The organism is Actinomadura sp. ATCC 39365, from assembly GCF_054392275.1.
Genome location: NZ_CP184335.1, coordinates 2,593,557 through 2,614,187, shown reverse-complemented (window position 1 = coordinate 2,614,187; position 20,631 = coordinate 2,593,557). Strand labels below are relative to the sequence as shown.

The following is a 20,631-nucleotide window of genomic DNA, read 5'->3' as shown; positions in this document are numbered from 1 at the left end:
GCTCCCTTCAGAACGGCGGAATGTCGTCTTCGACGCCCGGCAAGCCCTGGAACGGGTCGGCCGACGGGCTGACCCGCGAGGCCGCCTCGGCCGGCCGGGTCGCCCAGGCGGGGAACGGGAAGGCGACGGCCAGCGGCACCGGGATCTCCGGCTGGGCGACGAACATGGTGCCCGGTTTGGCGATCGTGGCGCGTTCCCTGACGGCCGGCGGCAGCCAGCCGTACTCGGAGCGGGCGGCCTCGGCCGGGTCGAGACGGCCGGCGACGCGTACGGCGCTGTTGGAGACGATGCGGCGCTCGACCTCGGAGGCGGTCTGCTGGGCGCCGATGAGGATCACGCCGAGCGACCGGCCGCGCTCGGCCACGTCGAGCAGGATCTCCTTGATCGGCGAGTCACCCTCGCGCGGCGCGTACTTGTTCAGCTCGTCGAGCACCACGAACAGCAGCGGCTTGGCCGTGCCCGAGGTCTCCTTGCGGTGGAACTCGCCGCGCAGCACGACGCCCACCACGAACCGCTGGGCGCGCTCGGGCAGGTTGTGCAGGTCGACGATGGTGACCTGGGCGTCGGACGTGCGCACCGAGTGGGCCCGGAAGAACGGCAGGTCGCCGCGGACGATCGGGGACAACGGTTTGACCGCGCTGCGCAGCCTGCGCAGGAAGGCGTTGACCGTGCCGAGCGGGGTCTGGGCGCCGGTCCACTCGATGCGGGTGGCCTCGTCCTGCAACTCGTCGGACAGCAGCTCGACCAGGTCGCCGAAGGTGCGGCAGGCGGTGCCCCTGATCATGACCGCGCCGCCGTCGCCGACCGGCTCGGCCCACGACTTCAGCCGGGCCGCCACCTGGCCCACCAGCAGGGAGTAGCCGGCGCGCTCGTCGTCGGCGTCGGCGAAGACGAACCGCAGCAGCTCCTCCTCGCACAGCTCGACCAGCGTCCAGTAGAACGAGCTGACGCCCTGGGTGCGCGCGGACACGTGCGGCACGCCGTTGGGGTCGCCGGGCCGCGGCGGCGCGAACACGTGCACGCTGCCGAACGGCTGGGCGGGCAGCCCGAGCCGGGCGTAGGCGGCCCGCGCCCCGTCGTCGAGGCGCACGTTGTCGTGGTCGAGGAAGAGCAGGTCCTCGCCCTTGACGGAGAAGATCAGGGCCTTGGTGTTGGCCGACTCGGCGTCGAGCACGCCCGAGTTGAAGATCGAGTAGAGCAGGAACGTGGCGAAGGACGTCTTGGTGGCCACGCCGGAGACGCCGGAGATCGACACGTGCGCGCCGCGGGTGCCGTCGAGGAAGTCGAAGTTGACGTAGAGCGGCAGGCCGTCGCGGCCCATGCCCATGGGCACCCGGCGGTCCATCACGTCGAAGTAGAGCGCCTGGTCGCGGTCGCCGGCCCCGGCCAGGAAGACCTTGGCGCCCGGCAGCGGCGGCACGAACACCTCGGGCTCGACCCTGGTCACCCGCACCTCGGCCACCTCGACCACGGCGGCGGGCAGCGCGCCCTCGGCGATGAGGAACACGTCGGAGTCGTAGGCGGCACCCTCGTGCCTGGCCTCGACCGTGGTCACCACGCCGGCGACCAGCACCGGGCCGTGGCCGGGCACGTCGCGCCTGGTGACCACGACGTCGTCGAGCTGGAGCACCTTGCCGGGCTCCAGGCCGACCCAGAACGACAGCGGCGAGGCGGCCTGGGTGCCCAGGACCCGGCCGACCACCTCACCGGTCGCCATCGCCGCAGGAGACGCCTCGCGGCTCGCAGCCCCGTTGACCGTCACGAATCCCTCCACCACCAGACATGCCCTTCCAAAGGAGAGTAGTCGGGGGCCGGGGATGCGTCCGGCTCATTGCCGCCTTCGCCGCGCCGCGTCAGAGCGCAAAGGCCGCCTTGGTCCAGGCGAACTGGGCGTCGAGAACCTCGCCCAGCAGGCCGGCCAGCGCGGTGTCGGGCCGCTCCGCCGACTGCCTCGGCCCGATGCGGCCGCCCTCGGCGCTCCGCCCGGCCACCAGCAGCACCCGCGCGCCCTCCCGGTCGACCGCCAGGGCCGCGGCCGGCTCCCACGCGCCGTCCCGGTGCGCTGTGCTGAGTCTGCGCGGGCCCTCCCGGTGGGCCGGAGGTCTCCACGCGACCTGGCCCTCCGTGGGCGCGAGGGCAGGCGCGGGGGCGACGACCACCATCGCGTCGACCCGCATCGCCGTCGCCACCCGCCGCCGGGACTCGTCGAAGGCCGTCTCGGGCGGCACGGGCTGGGCCCGCATCGAGTCGGCCATCGTGCGCAGCAACGCGGGCAGGTCGAGCTCGCCCGCCGGCGGAGCCAGCTCGTACTGCAGGTAGCCGACCAGCGGGAACGGCGGATCGGGGAGGGTGTTGTAGCCGAGGAACAGCCTCGGCCACCCGGCCGACTCCGAGGGGCCGGTCAGCGCGCCGTGGGCCACCCGCCCCAGCTCGCCGCACCCGTGGTGGGGCAGGCCATTGACTGACCGCAACATCGCCATGCACGAATTGTTGCAGACCGATTACCTTCAGTTGCGCGTTCTCCACGAGAGCCCGGGGCCTCCGCCGTCCAGCGTGATCATCTTGATGGGAGCCATGGATACCACCCGGGTCCGACAGAACCGGCTCCGCACAGCACGCGTTGTCCGGATGTGGACGGTCCGGTCAACCTGTCGCATCCGTCCGCCGTCCCTTCTGTGTCACATCCGTCACAAAGGGAAATCGTCGTGCGCCTGCCACTGATCCTGCCCTTGGCCGTCCTGCTGTTCGCCACGCCCGCGCCCGAGAGCGGCACGGTGGCGGCGTACACGTGCACGACCACCGGTACGAACGAGACGCAGATCGTCAAGATGGACATCACGCTCACCGTGCCCGCCACCGCCTCCGTGGACCGGCAGATGACCATCGGCTGGCGCGGCTCGTACGTCGAGGGCGCCGAGCTCCGCGCCCCCGCCACCGGCCTGGACGGCGAGGTCAACCTCTACGCCTACGCCGCCGTCAGCGGGATCGACCGGCTGACCTCGGCGACGGGCGTCGGCAGCCCCGGCCTGATCGTCCCGGGGGCGGTCATCCCCCTCCCCAGGGGCACGGTCGAGCTGCGGACCACGCCCCGGCATCCGGGAACGGGCACGGTCCGGCCCGCGTCGGTGAACTTCGGGCCGACCCCGCAGAAACGCCTGATCGAGTGCGAGCTCCAGGACAAGGACGCGCCGGCGTCCTACCCCCTGACCGTCACCGCCACCGACACCACCCCGAGCACTCCTGACACCTCGGACACCTCGGACGCGGAAGCCACGCCCCCGGCCGAGACCTCCGAGGACGCGCCCACCGCCACGCCGACGGGCGGCGCGAACACGGGGGGCGGGGGCGAGGCGGGCCCCGACGGGCGGGCGCTGGTGCTGGCCGGCTCGCTGGTCCTCGCCGCCGCCCTCACCGGCCTACGCCTCCGCCGCTCGTCCCGCCCGTAGAGGCCGTACGGGCCGGGCCACGTGTCATGCGTGGAGGTACGTGCTCCTATGATCCGATGCGTGGCCAAGTACTTCGACCTGCATCCGGACAATCCCCAGCCTCGCCTGATCGGCCAGGTGGTCGAGTCTCTGCATGCCGACGGTCTGATCGCGTACCCGACGGACTCGTGCTACGCGCTGGGGTGCCGGCTGGGCAACAAGGACGGCCTCGACCGGATCAGAGAGATCCGGCACCTCGGCAGCGATCATCACTTCACCCTGGTCTGCAAGGACTTCGCGCAGTTCGGTCAGTTCGTTCATGTGAGCAACGCGGTGTTCCGGCTGGTCAAGGCGGCGACTCCGGGCGGGTACACGTTCATCCTGCCCGCGACCAAGGAGGTGCCGCGGCGGTTGCTGCATCCCCGGAAGAAGACCGTCGGCGTCCGGATCCCCGATCATGTCGTCACCCAGGCGCTGCTCGCCGAGCTCGGCGAACCGCTGGTGTCGAGCACCCTGATCCTGCCCGGCGAGACCGAGCCCTCGACGCAGGGCTGGGAGATCAAGGAGAGCCTCGACCACGTGTTGGACGCCGTCATCGATTCGGGGGAATGCGGCGCCACGCCGACGACCGTCGTGGACCTGTCACAGGATGAGCCCGAGATCCTCCGTCGCGGCACCGGAGACCCGTCCCTCTTCGATTAGGCCCACCCGGCCGGCCACCCCTTCGGGAGGCCGGCCGAGCCCGCTCTCACCCTGGACGGCCGGGAGCGGTGACCAGGCTGCTCTGTCCCGGTGCGACCTGCCTGACCACGGCGGGGGCGCCCGGGAAGCGGGCCTCCCAGCGGTAGGCGGTGTCGCGGGAGGTGTTGGTGAGCGTGGTGGCGGTCCTGCCGTCGTGCCGGACGGTGATCGTGCCGTCGCCCAAGGGGATGCCCGAGACCTCGGCCCAGGCGATGTCGTCGGGCAGGTGGGACAGCGTGGTCACGGCGTTCACGTCGGGTGTGACGCCGAGCAGGCCCTCGACGACCTGGCTGACGAGAGTGAAGGACACCTCCGGATAGTCGCCGTTGAGGCCGCCCGCGACGTGCGGTTCCGCACGCCGGTCGAAGACGTGCCGCATCCACCGCCAGGCGGCCGCGTTCCTGTCGTGGCGGAAGAAGGTGTCGGGCAGGTACGTGTAGGCCTCGATGTTGCGGGGGCGCTCGGGGCCGGCGGCTTGGCCGTCGATGAAGTCGAGGTAGGCGTCGTTGCGCGGACCTGGCTCGATGAGGTCCTTGAGCGGCATGAACCAGCTGTTCTCACAGCCCCATCCGGTGACGGGGGCGCCGTCCACGGTGTAGCCGCGCACCAGGTCCGCGGGGTTCTCGCCGACGCTCCAGACCTCGTTGAAGTGCCGCCTCAGCTCAGCGGCCCGGCAGGCGAAGTCCTCGCCGTCCAGGCCGCGGGCCCGGCTCAGGGCGCTCATCGCCAGGTATGCCTGGTACCGGGAGCCGACGGAGTCTCCCGCCTCCGCCAGGTGCTCGCCGCCCAGCTCGTTGTAGCTGGCCACGCCCTCGAAGATGCCCCTTCCGGTGGCACGCGGCACGACCTCCGTCAACGCGTTGCGGTAGTAGGACCACAGCACGGGATCCTCGACGTAGGCACGGTCCCAGGTCCATCGGTAGGCGGTCCCGGCCTTCTCCACCAGCTCGTACACCGCGGGCAGCTCGCGGACGAAGGAGTCGGGGCCGCGGTAGTCGATGGACAGGTAGGAGCCGTCGAAGTTGAACGCCCACACCGGGTGGAAGCCGTGCTCGGGGGTGGCCGAGGCGGCGAAGCAGCGCAGCATGGTGAGGTTGGCCTCGGCCATGCCGAGCAGGTGGGCGCCGACGATCTGGTGCGCGTAGTCGCGGACGTAGAAGCCGCTGCGGTGTGCGTATCCCGCCCAGTAGGAGGGCAGGTAGCGGCCCTGTCCCGTCCCCGCGGGCCGGTGTTCGTCGACGTCGACGGGGCCCCACGAGCCGCCCTCGTGCCGCAGGCGCAGCGCCCTGTCTCGGGCCCACTCGAACATCGCGACCAGCTCGGAGCAGGCGGAGGCGATGCGCATCACGGGCCGATGCTGGGACGGACCACCAGCTCCCCGGGCAGCAGCAGCCCCGCCTGAGGGGTCGTGCCGTCCTCCACCGTCTGGATCAGGCGGCCGATCAGCGCCCGCGCGATGCGCTGGAGCGGCAGCCGTACCGTGGTCAGGGCGGGATAGAGGAACGCGGTGAGGGGAAGGTCGTCGAAGGCGGCCAGAGCGAGATCGGCACCGATCTCGATGCCCTCTTCCCTGGCCGCGGCGTAGACGCCGAGCGCGAGCCAGTCACCGGCGGCCACGATGGCCGTCGGGCGGTTGCGGCCGCGCAGCAGCTCACGGGTGACCGTGACGAGCTCCGCGGGGCCGTCGCCCGGCGCGGAGAACTCCTGCCCCACCAGGCCGTGCCTGCGGACGCCGGCGCGGAAGCCGTCTCTGCGGTCCTCCATCCACGGTTGCGCGCCGACGGAGGCCAGGAAGGCCACGCGCCGATGCCCCCTGGCGGCCAGCAGCCCGACCAGATCGATGACCGCCTGAACGCTGTCGACGTCCACCCACGACTGCGGCTGGTCCGGCATCGTCCTGCCGAACGCGGCGAACGGGAACCCCGCCGCGGTCAGGTGCGCGACTCTGGGGTCGTCACGCATCACGTCCGACAGCAGGAAGGCGTCCACGGTGCGTGCGGCGATCACCTCGTCCAGTGCCTGCTCCTGACTCTGACCCGGGGACGGCCGCAGCAGCAGGATCCGGTAGCCGACCTCACCGGCCGAGGCCACGATGGCCTCCAGGAACCCGCCCATCAGCGGGTTGGGGTTGGCGGGGTCGTCCACCGGCGTCGGGTAGGCGATGATGCGCCTGGTGCCCGACTTGAGGCTGCGCGCCGACTGGTCGGGCCGGTAGCCGAGCTCCTCGATCAGCCGGGTCACCCGTTCGAGCGTCTCCGGCTTGAGCCGCTGCGGGGCGTTGAGCGCGTTGGAGATCGTCTGGCGGGACACGCCTGCCGCCCGGGCGACGTCCTCGATGGTGATCCCACGGCGTGCCGCCACTCAGTCTCTCCTCACCGTCAGCAGGCCCCCCACGGGCACCTCGACCACGCTCGCGCCGGAGGTGAAGCGCAGCTCGCTCTCGCTCACGAGCCGCCCGCCGCAGTCGCGGACCTCGGCCGTCGCGACACCCCGCCCGTACAGGACGACGCGGGTGTCCGGGGCGGCGTTGGCCACGAGCAGCTCTGCGATCTCCGGCACGTCCACAGGCAGGGCAGCGTACCGGGCCACGACCTCGCTCTCTTCACTGTAGGCCCGCACCAGCGGGTATCCGTGCTCAACCCCCTGCGGTTCCAGCACGCCGAGCTGCAGCGTGGCGAGGTGGCGCCGGAAGACGCCCAGCCAGAACCGGACGGCGGCGAGCTGGTCGGGCCGCTGGGCCGCCAGGTCCACGGAGATCTGCGGCACCGAGAAGAGCACGTTGATCAGGTGCACCGCGACCTGCTCCGCGGACTCGTCCGGATGCCAGAGGATCATGTCCGAGTGCACGGCCTGAGGTCCGGCGGTCAGCCGCAGGTCGATCGTCCGCTGCCGGTTCTCCTGCGAGCTGAGCGGGCAGTCCACCGCCCTGACCATGTTCGCGTACGGCCACAGACCCGGGCTCGTGTACGGCTGGCGGTGCTCGATCAGCACGTCCGGCTTCGCCGCCCGGAGCCTGACGTCGAGCTCGTGCAGCAGCTCCGCCACCCCTTCGTCGGTACCGAAACGGTCGACGAAGTCGATCTTCAGGCCGTCCGCGCCCCATTCCTCCACCGCCCGCGCGAGCTTGTCGACGAGGAACTCGCGCACCTCGGGGTGACGCGGGTCGAGGACGGCCGCGTCCATGTGGGCGAGGTAGCGCAGGAACTTCCCCTCGAAACGCTCGAACGCGGCGTTGTGCTTGCCCACGAACGGCAGCGCGTACCACAGCAGGTAGGCCATGCCGTCGCTCTGGACCCGCTGGATGTGCTGCCGGATGTCCGGGATGTTGGGCTCCCAGTCGCCGCAGAAGGCATACCCCCGCGACCGGTCGGCCGTCTGCCATCCGTCGTCCACGATCATCGTGGCGCAGCCCAGCTCCTTCGCCAGACCGGCCTGGAGCTCCACCGACTCCCGTGAGACCTCCTGGTGCATGCTGTACCAGGTCGAGTACACGGGCAGCCTGGCCTGACGCGGCGTGGGCGGCAGGTCGCGGCCCTCCTGCCACCATCCGGCGACCTCGGCCAGCGCCGCGGAGAACTGCCGATCCGACAGGTCCAGGCGTATCCGCAGCCCCTCGCCCTGCACGGTGAAGACGAACTCGCCGGTCTCCTCGATCACGCCGCCGGTGAAGCTGCCGGTCACCGAGGCCAGGGCCACCGTGCACAGGTTGGCGCCCGCCGTGCCGACAAGGCTGACGACGGGCGCGCCGGAGACCAGCCCGGCCGCCGTCGGAGAGCTCCAGATCGGTGGGATCCAGCGGGTTCCCGAGCCCGGCGTCCAGAAGGCCGCGGCGTTGACGCAGGGCACTTTCCACTGCGCCGCGTTCCCTTCGGGGGCGTCGATCAGCCAGACGTCCGGCGCGACCGGGGTGACCGTGATCGCCTCCGTCCCGGCTATCGCCACCTCGACCTCGCCCGCGCGGACGACGGTCGTCTCCCCGAGGGCGTGCGGCTCCCAGATCTGCATGGTCAACCTTTCGTGGCCCCGGCCAGCAGGCCGGAGATGAACTGTTTCTGAAGGACAAGGAAGAGGATCATCATGGGCAGCGCGGAGATCGCGGTGCCCACCATGACCTGGCCGAAGTCGGTCCTGGCCAGCCCCTGGAGGGTGGCCAGCGCGACCGGCAGGGTGAACATCTCGGGCGTGCGCAGCGCGATCAGCGGCCACAGGAAGTCGTTCCACGCGCCGAGGAACAGGAAGACCGCCAACGCCGCGAGCGCGGGCCGCATGACCGGCACCACCACCCGCCACAGCACCCGTAGCTCCCCTGCGCCGTCCACGCGCGCCGCGTCGAGCAACTCGTCGGGTACGGCCTGGAGCGACTGCCGGATGAGGAAGATCCCGAACGGAACGGTCAGGTTCGGCAGGATGAGCGCCGGGAAGGTGTCGATCAGCCCGAGGTCGTTCATCATCTCGAAGATCGGGATGATGGTGACGCCGCCCGGGATCACCAGCGTCGACAGCAGCAGGACGAAGAAGGCGTTCCTGCCACGGAACTCGAACTTGGCGAACGCGTAGCCCGCCAGCAACGCCACGACCAGCGCGATCGACGTCTGGACGACCGCCACGAGCAGCGTGTTCCCCAGCACGTGGAGCAGGCCGATGGACTCCTCCAGCTTCGCGGTGTTCGCTCCGAGCTGGTCGCCCGGGGAGAACGTGGGCGTGGCGCCGAAGATGTCGGCGTTGGCGTGCGTGGCCGCCATGGTCAGCCAGTAGAACGGGCCGACGCACAGGGCGAAGCACGCGGCGAGCGCGAAGGTCAGCAGCCAGCCCTTCATTTCCTGCCTCCGGTGAGCTTGAGCTGCACCAGCCCGAAGCCGGCCACGATCAGCGTGAGCGCGTAGGCGATCGCCGAGGCGTAACCGAAGTCGAAGTAGCGGAAGCCGTTCTGGTACAGATAGAGGGAGATCGTCAGGGTGGAGTTGTCCGGGCCGCCGCCGGTGAGCACGAACGGCTCGTCGAACAGTTGCAGCGTGCCGATCGCCGACAGCACGATCGTCAGCAGCAGGATCGGCCGCAGTTGCGGGACGGTGATCGACCAGAAGCGGCGCACCGCTCCCGCGCCGTCGACCATCGCCGCCTCGTAGAGCTCCTTCGCGATGCTCTGCAGTCCGGCCAGGTAGATCACCGCGTTGTAGCCGCAGTAGTGCCAGGTCAGCGCGATGACGATGGCTATTCGCGCCCAGAAGGGGCTGCCCAGCCAGTCGATCGGGCTGACGCCGAAGAGGCCGAGCAGCCAATTGAGCAGGCCGGAGTCCTTGCTGAGGATCACCGAGAACATCACGCCGTAGGCGACCAGGCCGGTCAGCGAGGGCATGAAGACGCCCAACCGCCACAGGGCGCGCAGCCGTACGAGCTTGGAGTTGAGGCCCAGCGCCAGCAGCAGCGCGAGGATCAGCATGATCGGGACCTGGACGACGAGGATCAGCGCGGTGTTCCACAACGACGTCCAGAACAGCGGGTCGTTCACCAGCCTGACGTAGTTGTCCAGTCCGGCGAAGGAACGCGCCGCACCGGCGCCGGTCGTCAGGCTGATGTAGGCCGCCGCCAGGATCGGATAGGCCTTGAAGCAGACGAAGCCGAGCAGCGCGGGCAGCACCAGGAAGTACGGAACGTTTCTCCTGGTGAGCAGGCGGGCGGTCATCCCGCGAGCTTCCTGCCGGACTGCTGGGACAACTGCTGGGCCGCCTGGCTCAGCGCGGCGGCCGGGTCGGCGCCCTTCAGCAGGACCTGGGTCTGCGCGTCACTGGCGATCTTCAGGGCGCGGGCGTAGTCGCCGGAGTAGTAGGTGGCGTCCGCGCCCTCGCCCAGCGCGTCCACGAAGGGCTTGAGCGCGGGCTGCCCGCCGTAGTAGTCCGTTTTGGCGGTGAACCGCGGGTCGGCGTAGGCGGCGTTCAGAGCGGGGAAGACCCCGCCGTCCTTGAACACCTTGTTGATGACCTCGGGCCTGGTCAGCGCGTACTCGAGGAACTTGAACGCCTCCGCCTTGTGCGGGCTGGTTCCGGAGACCGACAGGTACGTGGAGTTGACGATCGCGGTGCGCTTGCCGCCCGGCACGACGGCCGGCGGCTGCATGACGCGCCAGAGCCCCTTCTGCTCCGGCCACATCTCGGGGATGTAGCCGACCGCCCAGGCCGCCCACGGCAGCACCGCCACCTTGTTCTCGCTGATCAGCTTCTTCCGCGTCCCCTCGCCGGAGGTGTCGGCGACGATCCCGGCGTCGTTCATCTTCTTGATCAGGGTCATCGCCTGCACGGCGGGCGCCGAGGAGAGCGTGACCGCTCCCTGACGGTCGAAGTAGAAGGCGCCCTGCTGCTGCAGCAGCGACTGGAAGAGGTCCATGTCCACGCTGCCGGCCGCCGGCTTGTTCAGGCCGATCAGATAGGCGCCCGTCTTCTCCTTGAGCTTCTTGCCCGCCTCGATCGCGTCGTCCCAGGTCCTGATCGCCGCGGAGTCGATGCCCGCCTTGTCGAACAGGTCCGAACGGTAGAAGAACCCGACCGGGTTGACCTCCCATGGCATCGCGTACGCCTTGCCGTCCTTGCCGGTGACCGTCGGCCACAGCCCCTTGGCGAAGGCGTCCTTGTACTTGTCGGCGCCCAGCTCGCTCAGGTCCGCCAGCCCGCCGGGGAACTTCTCCATGTATCCGGGCAGGTAGTCGATGCCGATGTGCAGGACGTCCCCCAGGCCCTTGCCTCCCGCGGCCATCCCCACCGTGATCTTCTCCCAGATCGCGGGGTTCCCGACCACCTGGACGTCGACCTTGATGCCGGGGTTCGCCTGCTCGAAGTCCTTGGCCACCGAGGCCAGTCCGTCGGAGGCGGGCTTCCAGCTCCAGACCGTGATCTTCACGGGACCGGTGGACTTCTGGTCGCTCCCGCCCCCGCTGCCGCAGGCCGTGACGGCCAGAGCGAGAGTCGCGGAGACGACCATGACGAGAGGTCGGTTCATGACGATTCCTTTCTCGGGGGGTGCAGGGCGGCGGCCAGACGCTGTACGGCCTCGCCCGAGGTGGTGGCGTGTGGCGAGAGACGGATCCACTCGCCCCGCAGAGTCGTGGTGAGCCCGGCGGCGGCCAGCGCGGCGTGGACGGCCGCCGGATCCCGGCCGGGCATCGTGAAGGACCCGATGCCGCTCCACTCCGCGGCGCCACGGCCGGCGCCGGGTGGCACTGGTCCGCCGGCGCCGGCGGGCGCGTCCAGCAGCACCCGTGCCCCGGCGGCGCGGGCCGTGTCGAGCAGCTCACCCAGCCGATCGGCCGTCCTGCGGCCGATCTCCGCGACGCCGACCTCCAGGACCAGCTCGATCGCGACGCCCAGGGCGGCGACGCCGGGATAGTCGGGATTGGTCATCGTGTGCGCGGCCGCTCCCGCGAGCGGCGGCCGGGGCGCGGGCCCCGCCAGCGGGCCCTCGACCCCCGACCACCCGCCGAGCCCTGGCGCCAGCAGCCCGGCGACGCGGTCGCGGGCCAGGAAGAGAGCCGCCCCCCATCCGGCGCGCAGCCACTTCTGCCCGCCGCAGACCAGCACGTCGGCGGCCTCCACCTCCAGCGGCACGACGCCCAGCCCCTGGATCGCGTCCACGACCAGCACGCGTCCCGGCCCGAGCACCTCCTTCAGCGCTCCCAGCGGCGCCGGGTAGCCGGTGAGCGCGTCGACCGCGCTGACCGCGAGTGCCCGCACCGACCCGTCCAGGTGCTCGGCCAGCACCTGCGGGGTGAGACGCACTTCGTCGATCCACCGCACCCGGAGCCCGCCGCGCCCCTCGAACCGCAGCCAGGGGTAGACGTTCGCGGGGAACTCACCCCGGGGCAGCAGCACCACGCCCTCTCCCGGCAGCGCGGCGGCGGCGGCGAACAGCCCGTGGCTGGTGGAGGAGACGAACGCCACTTCGTGCTCGGCCGCCCGCAGCAGCCGCGCCGCCGCCGAGCGCGTCCGCGCCGCCTGCTCCTCGAACCAGGCCAGCGGCATGTCGCCGATGCGGCGCCAGGCCGACTCGGCCAGGACCGCCGCGGCCGCGCGGGAGAGCGGCCCCAGCCGGGCGAAGTCGAGATAGCCGGATGGCTCGGCGAAAATTTGAACGTTCATATCCTCTGGAGGCTCATCTAGGCATGAAGAGGTGGGGAGTGTCCTGCTGACCGGGGATAACGGGGCACATCGATATGAACGTTCATATTACGCAGCTTCCTCGTGGCCGCAAGCAAAGATTGCATAACGGGCCGGAAGCGGGCGGCTCACACCTTCGGCCCGTGCCGCTGCCGTGGCGTGGGCCGGCGCTCCGCGCGACAGCATGTGCGCGCCCCGACCCCGAAGGCCCGTCCGCGTCCGGCCTGGCGTTCCCCTGAACGCCTCAAGGTCCGACCCGGCGAACGGTGGGAGCCGACCAGAGCCTCGTGAAAACGAGAAACCCCAGCTCGACACGCCGAGCTGGGGTTTTCGTGCGGTGCGCCGCCAGGGACTCGAACCCCGGACCCGCTGATTAAGAGTCAGCTGCTCTAACCAACTGAGCTAGCGGCGCTTGCAGAGAGGAATATACCGGTGATCCGCATGTTGGTCGAATCGACCTGGGTCGAGCTCCTACCGCTAGAATAAAGTTCGGCCTGCAGACAGGGAGCATCGATGTTCGACTCGCCCGCCGACGTGACGGCGCGGCTCGCCGCCGTGGACTACCTCTCCGACGACGCCATCTCCACCTCGGTGTTCCTCGCCGCCGCGCTGGGCAAGCCGCTGCTGGTCGAAGGGCCCGCCGGCGTGGGCAAGACGCAGCTCGCCAAGGCCGTGGCCCAGGCGACGGGCTCGGAGCTGGTCCGCCTCCAGTGTTACGAGGGGCTCGACGAGGCCCGCGCGCTGTACGAGTGGAACTACAAGAAGCAGCTGCTGCGCATCCAGGCCACCAGCGCCGACGACGACATCTTCACCGAGGAGTTCCTGCTCGAACGCCCGCTGCTGAAGGCGATCAGGTCAGCCGCCCCCACCGTGCTGCTCATCGACGAGACCGACAAGGCCGACGTCGAGGTCGAGGGGCTGCTGCTGGAGCTGCTGTCGGACTTCCAGGTCACCATCCCCGAGCTGGGCACGATCGCCGCCACCCGCAGGCCGTTCGTCCTGCTGACCTCCAACGCCACCCGCGAGCTGTCCGAGGCGCTCAAGCGGCGCTGCCTCTACCTGCACATCGAGTACCCGACGCCGGAGCGGGAGCGCGACATCGTGCTCGCGCAGGTGCCGACCATCCGCGCCGACCTGGCCGAGCAGCTGGCCAGGACGGTCGCCACCATGCGGGCGCTGGAGCTGAAGAAGGCGCCCTCGGTCGCCGAGACCGTCGACTGGGCCAACACGCTGCTGGCCCTCGGCCGCGAGGAGCTGGACGAGGCGACAGTGGCCGGGACGCTGGGCGTGGTGCTCAAGCACGCCTCCGACCAGACGCGGGCGATCAAGGAGCTGGGGCTGCCGGATGCCTGAGCGCGGATCGCTGGTGGACCGGCATGTCGGTTTCGTGCACGCGTTGCGCGAGGCGGGCCTGCCGGTGTCGCTCGCCGAGGGGCTCGACGCGGCCCGCGCGCTGCGGGTGATCGACCTGAGCGAGCGCGAGTCGCTGCGCGCCGCCTACGCGGCCACGCTGGTCAAGAAGCCCGCCTACCGCCCCGGCTTCGACGTGCTGTTCGACCTGTGGTTCCCGTCGTCCACGACCGGCATGTACGCCCCCGCCCCGCCGAGGCCCGGCTCGATCCGCGCACGGCCCCGGTGGACGAGCTGCGCGAGCGCCTGGCGGAGCTGCTCACCGGCAGCACGGACGCCGAGCTGCGGGAGTTCGCCCAGGCCATGGTCGAGCGGTTCGGCCGCCAGCAGACCACCGGGCCGGGCCGCCAGAACTGGTTCTCCTACAGCGTCCTGCGCGCCCTGTCCCCCGAGACGCTGATGGCCCGCATCCTGCGAAACGTGCTGGCCGGGCAGGAACGCGGCGGGCTGGCCGAGAAGACCGTGCGGCAGCGCGTCAACGACAACGTCCGGCGGTTCGAGGAGGCCGTGGCCATCGACGTGCGCCGGCGCATCGCCGAGGACTCGGGGATCGAGCGCATCGCCCGCTCGGCCGTGCGCCCGCCGCTCGACCAGATCGACTTCCTGCGCGTCACCAGGGCCGACCTGGCCAGGCTGCGCAAGGAGGTCCATCCGCTGGCCAGGCGGCTGGCCGCGCGGCTGACGATCAAGCACAGGAAGGGGCGCAGGGGGCGGCTGGACTTCCGGCGCACCGTACGGGCCTCGCTGCAGAGCGGCGGCGTGCCGCTGACCACGCACTTCAAACCGCCCCGGCCGCACAAGCCCGAGCTGGTCATCCTCTGCGACACCAGCGACTCGGTCTCGTCGTTCGCCCACTTCACGCTGCTGCTGACGTACGCGCTGCGGGAGCAGTTCACGAAGGTGCGGGCGTTCGGGTTCGTGGACAGGGTGGACGAGATCACCCGCTTCTTCGTGCCCGGCGCGGACGTCGTGGAGGCCATGACGCGGCTCGCGGACGAGGCCGACATGTCGCGCTTCGGACGGACGAACTACGGCCACGCCCTGGAGGGCTTCGCCGAGCGCCACTCCGACGCCATCGGCCCCAGGACCTCCCTGCTGATCCTCGGCGACGCCCGCTCCAACTACCAGCCGCCGGCCCTCGACGTGCTCAGGCGCCTGACGTCGGGGGCCCGCCACGCCTACTGGCTCAACCCCGAGCCCAGGCAGCAGTGGGACACCGGCGACTCGGTCGCGAGCGAGTACGGCACCGTGGTCGAGATGCACGAGTGCCGCAACGTCGCCCAGCTCACCGCGTTCATCGAGACGCTGGCCTGACGGCGGTCAGACCTTCTGCAGCTCCCTGGCCGCGGTGCGGGCCAGCAGCTCGACCTGCTCGTCGGTGAACACCACGCCGTCGACCGCCTTGATGCGCCTGGCCACCAGGCGTGGCTTGAGCAGCGCGAGCCCCTCGCCGACCACGACGCCACCGCGCGGCAGCAACCCGCAGTGGACGGCCAGCATGGGCGAGATCGTGACCTCGATCCCGGTCTCGCGGGTCAGCAGCTCGGCGAAGGCCTCGGCGGTGTCCACCAGCGGTTTGGCCCACTTGGTGCCGTACTTCTCGCTGAAGAACAGCCTGCCGTTGTAGCAGCCGATCTCGGTGTCGGGGCTCCAGGACTCGTTGTCGATGACCCAGATGCCGGTCGGGCCGATCACGAGGTGGTCGATGGAGGCCTGGTCGCGGATCGCGCGGCCGTCGAGCACCTGGTAGCCGCGCCTGGCGAGCTGCCTGCGCAGCAGCCGGCCGGTGATCAGCTCACCGCGCCGGGCGCCGCGCCAGACGGCCGTCGCGCGGAAGGAGCGCCAGTCGATGTACCAGTCGACGGCGGCCACGAGACCGGCGGTGACGGCCCCCCAGAACAGCATGAACTCCGAGCCGAACCGCAACGCGAGCAGGATGCCGCCCACCGCGCCCACGCCGGCCTTGACGTACCGGGAGCGGCGGCGGTTGGGCGCGTCCTCGCGCCAGAACTTCTCGTACCACCACTGCGGGGATGAGCCTGTGTACTTCTCGTCCTGCTGCACATAGATAGAGCCACCGGGCACGGCAAACTCCCCGAATGAGTAGAAACCCTCAGGATCTGCCACTCCGAAGATCCCTCGCCGGTCTAAGGCATACCCAAGCACGAACCAAGGTGAGCCTAAGGTGACGCAAATAAAACCTGCAAGACCGTCAACCGACCAGTCGGTATGCTATGGCGGGTGACAAGGGGGACGATGTGAAGGAAGAACCCGTTCGGCAGCGGTTGCTCGCCGAGGCGACCAGGCTGTTCGCGGCCCGTGGATTCGAGGGGACCTCGGTCCAGGAGATCGTCCAGGCGGCCGGCGTCACCAAGGGCGCCATGTACCACTATTTTGACTCAAAAGACGATCTGCTGCACGAGATCTACGCCCGCCTGCTCCGCATGCAGATGGACCGGCTGACCCGCATCGCCGACGGCCCCGGCACGGTCCGCGAGCGGCTGCACCGGGCCGCGGCCGACGTCGTGGAGACGACGACCGCCAACCTCGACGACTCCAAGATCTTCTTCAGGTCGATGCACCTGCTCGCCACCGAGAAGCAGAAGACCGTGCGCGCCGAGCGCCGCCGCTACCACGAACGTTTCCGCGACCTGGTGGCCGAGGGGCAGCGCACGGGCGTCCTCAGCGACCGGGTGCCCGCCGAGCTGGTCGTCGACTACTTCTTCGGCTCGGTGCACCACCTGGGCACCTGGTTCCACGCGGACGGGCCGCTGACCGGCGCCCAGGTGGGCAAGCACTTCGCCGACCTACTGCTGAACTCCCTCGGGGCCGGGGACACCGGCGAGTGAGGCCAGCGCCTCCCGATGGTCGCCGGGCGTACCGAGCGCGATCTCGGTGGCCTTGGCGCGCTTGAGATACAGATGAACGGGATGCTCCCAGGTCATCCCGATCCCACCGTGGAGCTGCACCGCCTCCTCGGCGGCGTGCACCGCCACCCCCGCGTTCCACGACTGCGCCACCGCGACCGGGATGTCCCCGGGATCGGCGGCCGCGCCGCGGGCGGCGGCCCTGGCCCTGACCACGTCGAGCCAGAGGTCGGCCAGCCGGTGCTTGATCGCCTGGAACGAGCCGACCGGCCGGGCGAACTGGTGGCGCTCCTTGACGTAGGCGAGCGTCGTGTCGAGGCACCACTCGGCCACGCCGAACTGCTCGGAGGCCAGCAGCCCGGCCCCGAACCTCAGCACGCCGGCCAGGTCGCACTCCCCCACGTCGCGGGCCTGCGCCCCGGACAGGGTGACGGTGGCGACCGGCCTGGTCAGGTCGAGCGAGGGCACGACCTGCACGGTGGCGCCCTCGACCTCGTACAGCCTGCCCTCGAAGGGGACGAGGAGCACATCGGCCACGTCCGCGCCGGCCACCCCGGTGACGGTGCCGGACAGCCGCCCGCCCTCCAGCCGCAGCGACGACCCGCGCCCCGGCCGGTACGGCGAGGCCGCGAACGACACGACCAGCGCCGCCGTCCTGCGCCCTTCGGCCAGCTCGCCGAGCAGGGCGTCAGCGGTGGGCAGCAGCGCCTTCGTGGCCAGCACCGCGCTGGTCAGGAACGGCACCGGCGCCACGGCCCGGCCCAGCTCCTCCAGCACGACGGCCACCTCGCTGGCCGACGCGCCCGCGCCGCCCAGCTCCTCGGGCACGAGGAGCCCGGCGACCCCGATCTCGCCCGCCAGCGTCTTCCACAGGTCCAGGTCGTAGGGCTGCGACTCGACGCGCCCGAGCACCGCGGCCGGCGGGCAGCGGTCGGCGAGCAGGCCGCGCACGGCCGCCCGCAGCTCCTCCTCGACCTCGGAGTAGAGCAGAGTCATCGCGGCAGGTCCTTCCAGGGCACGTCCTTGTCGACGCGGGGCTCGGAGGGCAGGCCGAGCACCCGTTCGGAGATGATGTTGCGCAGGATCTCGGACGTGCCGCCCTCGATCGAGTTGCCCTTGGCCCGCAGGTAGCGGTAGCCGGGGCCGCGGCCGTAGAAGTCGACGTCCTCCGAGCGGCGGAACGTCCAGTCGTCGTAGCCCAGGTCGCGGCGGAGCTCGACGTCGAAGCCGGACAGCGCCTGGTTGAGCTTGGCGAACGACAACTTCATGCCCGACCCCTCGGGGCCGGGCTGGCCGACGGCGAGCTGCTCGCGCAGCCGGGCCCCGGACAGGCGGGTGACCTCGGCCTCCACCCACAGCGCCAGCAGCCGCTGGTGCAGGTCGTGGGTGCGCAGCTCGGGGTGCTCGCGCCAGGCTTCCAGCACCGCGCCGACCATGCCGCCGCCGCGCCGCACGGGCGCGCCGCCGATCGCGACGCGCTCGTTCATCAGCGTGGTCTGCGCGACCCGCCAGCCGTCGCCGACCTCGCCCAGCCGCAGGTCGTCGGAGAGCCGCACGCCGGTCAGGAACACCTCGTTGAACTCGGCCTCGCCGGTGATCTGCCGCAGCGGCCGCACCTCGACGCCGGGGGCGTGCATGTCGCAGATGAAGTACGTCATGCCGCGGTGCTTGGGCACGTCCGGATCGGTGCGGGTGACCAGGATGGCCCAGCGGGAGTGGTGGGCGCCCGACGTCCAGACCTTCTGGCCGTCGACCACCCACTCGTCGCCGTCCCGGACCGCGCGGGTGGCGAGCGTGGCCAGGTCGGAGCCGGCGCCGGGCTCGCTGAAGAGCTGGCACCAGATCTCCTCGCCGGTCCACAGCGGGCGCAGGAAGCGCCGTTTCTGCTCCGGCGTGCCGAACGCCAGGATCGTCGGCGCGGCCATGCCGAGGCCGATGCCCTGGACACCGCTGTTGATCTGCGGCGTGCCGGCCAGCTCGTGCTCGACCACCTGCTGCAGCTCCCTGGCCGCGCCGAGGCCGCCGAGCCCTTCGGGGAACCAGACCCAGGCCAGCCCGGCGTCGAACCTGGCCCGCAGGAACGCCGTCCGGTCCCCCTCGGGGTCGTGCTCGCCCAGGAACGCGCGTACGCGCTCCTTGATCTGCGCTTCGTTCACATGAACCTCTTCAGCTCGCGATAGGCCAGGGACCGCTTGTGCACCTCGTCGGGGCCGTCGGCCAGGCGCAGGGAGCGGGCGCCCGCCCAGAGCGCGGCCAGCGGGAAGTCCTGGGAGACGCCGCCCGCGCCGTGCACCTGGATGGCCTTGTCCAGGATCCATTCGACGGTGATCGGGGTGGAGATCTTGATGGCCTGGATCTCGGTGTGGGCGCCCTGGTTGCCCACGGTGTCCATGAGCCAGGCGGTCTTGAGCACGAGCAGGCGCAGCTGCTCGATCCTGATGCGGGACTCGGCGATCCAGTCCTGGACCACGCCCTGCTGGGCGACCGGCTTGCCGAACGCCGTCCTGGCCAGGGCCCGCTCGCACATCAGCTCGACCGCGCGCTCGGCCATGCCGATCAGGCGCATGCAGTGGTGGATGCGGCCGGGGCCGAGCCTGGCCTGCGCGATGGCGAAGCCGCCGCCCTCCTCGCCGATCAGGTTCTCGGCCGGGACGCGCACGTCCTCGAAGACCACCTCGGCGTGGCCGCCGTGGTCGGCGTCGGTGTAGCCGAAGACGTGCATGCCGCGCCTGACGTGCAGCCCCGGGGTGTCGCGCGGCACCAGGACCATGCTCTGCTGCCGGTGCTTGGGCGCGTCGGGGTTCGTCTTGCCCATGACGACGAAGATCTTGCAGTTGGGGTTCATCGCGCCGGAGATGAACCATTTGCGGCCGTTGATGACGTACTCGCCGCCGTCGCGGACGATCGAGGTGGCGATGTTGGTGGCGTCGGAGGAGGCGACGTCGGGCTCGGTCATCGCGAAGGCCGACCGGATCTCGCCGTCGAGCAGCGGGCGCAGCCACTCCTCGCGCTGCCACTGGCTGCCGAACATCGACAACACTTCCATGTTGCCGGTGTCGGGGGCGGCGCAGTTGGTGGCGGTGGGGGCGATGCTGGGGCTGCGGCCCATGATCTCGGCCAGCGGGGCGTACTGGAGGTTCGTCAGACCGGCGCCGTGCGCGCCGGGCAGGAACAGGTTCCACAGGCCGCGCTTCCTCGCCTCGTCCTTGAGGTCGTCGAGCAGCGGTGGCGGGCTCCAGCCGGCGGCCGCGGCCTGCTCCTCGAAGGCGGGCTCGGCCGGATAGACGCATTCGTCCATGAAGCGGAGCAGGCGCTCGCGCAGGTCCTCGGTGACGGTGTCGAAGGCGAAGTCCATGCCGCTGAGCCTACCGACCGGCCGGTATGGATGTCGACAGGTGGTTCCCCGCAAAAAGGGCCAGGTGGCCGTCAACCTGCGACGGGACCGGCGCCTATCGTGGCGGCATGACCGCCAAGCTGCCCGCGCCCGTGGTGCTGGAGAACGACGTCGTGCGCCTCGAACCGCTCACCCTGGAACACGTCCCGGACCTGTTCGCCGCCGGAGGCGGGGACGACGAGCTCTGGCGCTGGCTGCCGATCGTCACCCCGCGCACCGAGGAGGACCTGGCCAGGGCGGCCCGCGCGCTCATCGGCGACGACAAGCACGTGCCGTTCGCGGTGATCCCCAAGGAGACCGGACGGCCCGGCGGCTGGACGACCTACATCGACGTGCCCGGCTTCGACGACAGCGTCGAGATCGGCTGGACCTGGTACGGCCGCGCCCACTGGCGCACCGCGGTGAACACCAACTGCAAGCTGCTGCTGCTCGACCACGCCTTCGGCCTCGGCCACAACCGGGTCCTGCTCAAGACCGACGTGCTGAACCTGCGCTCCCAGGCCGCCATCCGGCGCATCGGCGGCGTGCACGAGGGAACTCTGCGCCGCCACCGCAGAAGGCCCGACGGCACCTGGCGCGACACGGTCTATTTCGGCATCCTCGAAGAGGAATGGCCGGAGCACCGGGCTCGACTGAACCGCTGAACGGAA

Annotated in this window: 20 protein-coding genes and 1 tRNA gene; 7 read left to right on the top strand and 14 right to left on the bottom strand. The window is 70.9% G+C overall.

The genetic code is table 11. The features are described from left to right. Positions 1 to 7: 7 nt before the first annotated feature. Together ACNF49_RS13130 and ACNF49_RS13125 are read right to left on the bottom strand one after the other, a co-directional pair. On the bottom strand, positions 8 to 1,717 hold the full coding sequence (locus ACNF49_RS13130; RefSeq protein ID WP_482943801.1) for an ATP-binding protein: 1,710 nt from the start codon (positions 1,715 to 1,717) through the stop codon (positions 8 to 10). 136 nt (positions 1,718 to 1,853) lie between these two features. Continuing rightward, positions 1,854 to 2,480 carry a hypothetical protein gene (locus ACNF49_RS13125; protein ID WP_482943800.1) on the bottom strand — a complete coding sequence of 209 codons (627 nt, stop codon included), beginning with the start codon at positions 2,478 to 2,480 and terminating at the stop codon, positions 1,854 to 1,856. Positions 2,481 to 2,705: 225 nt separating this feature from the next. Here ACNF49_RS13125 and ACNF49_RS13120 point away from each other — a divergent pair, with 225 nt between their 5' ends. Continuing rightward, the gene (locus ACNF49_RS13120; protein WP_482943799.1) at positions 2,706 to 3,446 is read left to right on the top strand and encodes a hypothetical protein; all 741 of its coding nucleotides are present in this window, start codon (positions 2,706 to 2,708) and stop codon (positions 3,444 to 3,446) included. Positions 3,447 to 3,506: 60 nt separating this feature from the next. Then, positions 3,507 to 4,127 carry an L-threonylcarbamoyladenylate synthase gene (locus tag ACNF49_RS13115; RefSeq protein WP_482943798.1) on the top strand — a complete coding sequence of 207 codons (621 nt, stop codon included), beginning with the start codon at positions 3,507 to 3,509 and terminating at the stop codon, positions 4,125 to 4,127. Positions 4,128 to 4,173: 46 nt separating this feature from the next. On the opposite strand, the gene ACNF49_RS13110 is transcribed toward ACNF49_RS13115, so the two are convergent. From ACNF49_RS13110 to ACNF49_RS13075, 8 genes are all read right to left on the bottom strand, one after another. Further along, positions 4,174 to 5,514 carry a hypothetical protein gene (locus ACNF49_RS13110; protein ID WP_482943797.1) on the bottom strand — a complete coding sequence of 447 codons (1,341 nt, stop codon included), beginning with the start codon at positions 5,512 to 5,514 and terminating at the stop codon, positions 4,174 to 4,176. Continuing rightward, on the bottom strand, positions 5,511 to 6,527 hold the full coding sequence (locus ACNF49_RS13105; protein WP_357978605.1) for a LacI family DNA-binding transcriptional regulator: 1,017 nt from the start codon (positions 6,525 to 6,527) through the stop codon (positions 5,511 to 5,513). Before ACNF49_RS13105 ends, ACNF49_RS13110 begins: the two co-directional genes overlap by 4 nt. After that, positions 6,528 to 8,171 carry a glycoside hydrolase family 36 protein gene (locus ACNF49_RS13100; protein WP_482943796.1) on the bottom strand — a complete coding sequence of 548 codons (1,644 nt, stop codon included), beginning with the start codon at positions 8,169 to 8,171 and terminating at the stop codon, positions 6,528 to 6,530. A 2-nt stretch (positions 8,172 to 8,173) separates the two neighbouring features. After that, complete coding sequence (locus tag ACNF49_RS13095) at positions 8,174 to 8,983, bottom strand: carbohydrate ABC transporter permease (RefSeq protein ID WP_357978611.1); 810 nt, start codon at positions 8,981 to 8,983, stop codon at positions 8,174 to 8,176. Then, on the bottom strand, positions 8,980 to 9,849 hold the full coding sequence (locus tag ACNF49_RS13090) for a carbohydrate ABC transporter permease (protein ID WP_352352043.1): 870 nt from the start codon (positions 9,847 to 9,849) through the stop codon (positions 8,980 to 8,982). Before ACNF49_RS13090 ends, ACNF49_RS13095 begins: the two co-directional genes overlap by 4 nt. Further along, on the bottom strand, positions 9,846 to 11,156 hold the full coding sequence (locus ACNF49_RS13085) for an ABC transporter substrate-binding protein (protein WP_357978614.1): 1,311 nt from the start codon (positions 11,154 to 11,156) through the stop codon (positions 9,846 to 9,848). Before ACNF49_RS13085 ends, ACNF49_RS13090 begins: the two co-directional genes overlap by 4 nt. Continuing rightward, a complete protein-coding gene (locus ACNF49_RS13080; protein WP_482943795.1) occupies positions 11,153 to 12,292 on the bottom strand; it encodes an aminotransferase class V-fold PLP-dependent enzyme in 1,140 nt (379 codons plus the stop codon). Before ACNF49_RS13080 ends, ACNF49_RS13085 begins: the two co-directional genes overlap by 4 nt. Positions 12,293 to 12,648: 356 nt before the next feature. Beyond that, positions 12,649 to 12,722: transfer RNA gene (locus tag ACNF49_RS13075), tRNA-Lys, on the bottom strand. A 101-nt stretch (positions 12,723 to 12,823) separates the two neighbouring features. On the opposite strand from ACNF49_RS13075, the gene ACNF49_RS13070 reads away from it, so the two are divergent. From ACNF49_RS13070 to ACNF49_RS13060, 3 genes are read left to right on the top strand one after another with little or no spacing between them, the layout of a single operon-like run. Then, positions 12,824 to 13,663, top strand: coding sequence for an AAA family ATPase (locus tag ACNF49_RS13070; RefSeq protein WP_357978620.1), 840 nt, complete (start codon positions 12,824 to 12,826; stop codon positions 13,661 to 13,663). After that, on the top strand, positions 13,656 to 14,120 hold the full coding sequence (locus ACNF49_RS13065) for a hypothetical protein (protein ID WP_482943794.1): 465 nt from the start codon (positions 13,656 to 13,658) through the stop codon (positions 14,118 to 14,120). The genes ACNF49_RS13070 and ACNF49_RS13065 overlap by 8 nt, the downstream gene beginning before the upstream one ends. Then, positions 14,024 to 15,034: a vWA domain-containing protein gene (locus tag ACNF49_RS13060; RefSeq protein WP_482945526.1), complete on the top strand. Its 1,011-nt coding sequence runs from the start codon at positions 14,024 to 14,026 to the stop codon at positions 15,032 to 15,034. The genes ACNF49_RS13065 and ACNF49_RS13060 overlap by 97 nt, the downstream gene beginning before the upstream one ends. Before the next feature lie 6 nt (positions 15,035 to 15,040). Here the strand turns inward: ACNF49_RS13060 and ACNF49_RS13055 are convergent, their stop codons facing one another. After that, the gene (locus tag ACNF49_RS13055) at positions 15,041 to 15,805 is read right to left on the bottom strand and encodes a nuclease-related domain-containing protein (protein ID WP_357978626.1); all 765 of its coding nucleotides are present in this window, start codon (positions 15,803 to 15,805) and stop codon (positions 15,041 to 15,043) included. A 149-nt stretch (positions 15,806 to 15,954) separates the two neighbouring features. On the opposite strand from ACNF49_RS13055, the gene ACNF49_RS13050 reads away from it, so the two are divergent. Beyond that, positions 15,955 to 16,569 carry a TetR/AcrR family transcriptional regulator gene (locus tag ACNF49_RS13050; protein WP_482943793.1) on the top strand — a complete coding sequence of 205 codons (615 nt, stop codon included), beginning with the start codon at positions 15,955 to 15,957 and terminating at the stop codon, positions 16,567 to 16,569. On the opposite strand, the gene ACNF49_RS13045 is transcribed toward ACNF49_RS13050, so the two are convergent. Genes ACNF49_RS13045 through ACNF49_RS13035 form a run of 3 tightly spaced genes read right to left on the bottom strand, consistent with a single transcriptional unit; the run spans position 16,528 to position 19,942 of the window. After that, complete coding sequence (locus tag ACNF49_RS13045) at positions 16,528 to 17,583, bottom strand: acyl-CoA dehydrogenase family protein (RefSeq protein ID WP_357978632.1); 1,056 nt, start codon at positions 17,581 to 17,583, stop codon at positions 16,528 to 16,530. The genes ACNF49_RS13050 and ACNF49_RS13045 overlap by 42 nt on opposite strands. Continuing rightward, complete coding sequence (locus ACNF49_RS13040; protein ID WP_357978635.1) at positions 17,580 to 18,743, bottom strand: acyl-CoA dehydrogenase family protein; 1,164 nt, start codon at positions 18,741 to 18,743, stop codon at positions 17,580 to 17,582. Before ACNF49_RS13040 ends, ACNF49_RS13045 begins: the two co-directional genes overlap by 4 nt. Continuing rightward, positions 18,740 to 19,942 carry an acyl-CoA dehydrogenase family protein gene (locus ACNF49_RS13035; protein ID WP_357978638.1) on the bottom strand — a complete coding sequence of 401 codons (1,203 nt, stop codon included), beginning with the start codon at positions 19,940 to 19,942 and terminating at the stop codon, positions 18,740 to 18,742. Before ACNF49_RS13035 ends, ACNF49_RS13040 begins: the two co-directional genes overlap by 4 nt. A 107-nt stretch (positions 19,943 to 20,049) precedes the next feature. Between ACNF49_RS13035 and ACNF49_RS13030 the strand changes: the two genes are divergently transcribed. Next, positions 20,050 to 20,625, top strand: a complete 576-nt coding sequence (locus tag ACNF49_RS13030) for a GNAT family N-acetyltransferase (RefSeq protein WP_357978641.1) — start codon at positions 20,050 to 20,052, stop codon at positions 20,623 to 20,625. Positions 20,626 to 20,631: the final 6 nt, after the last annotated feature.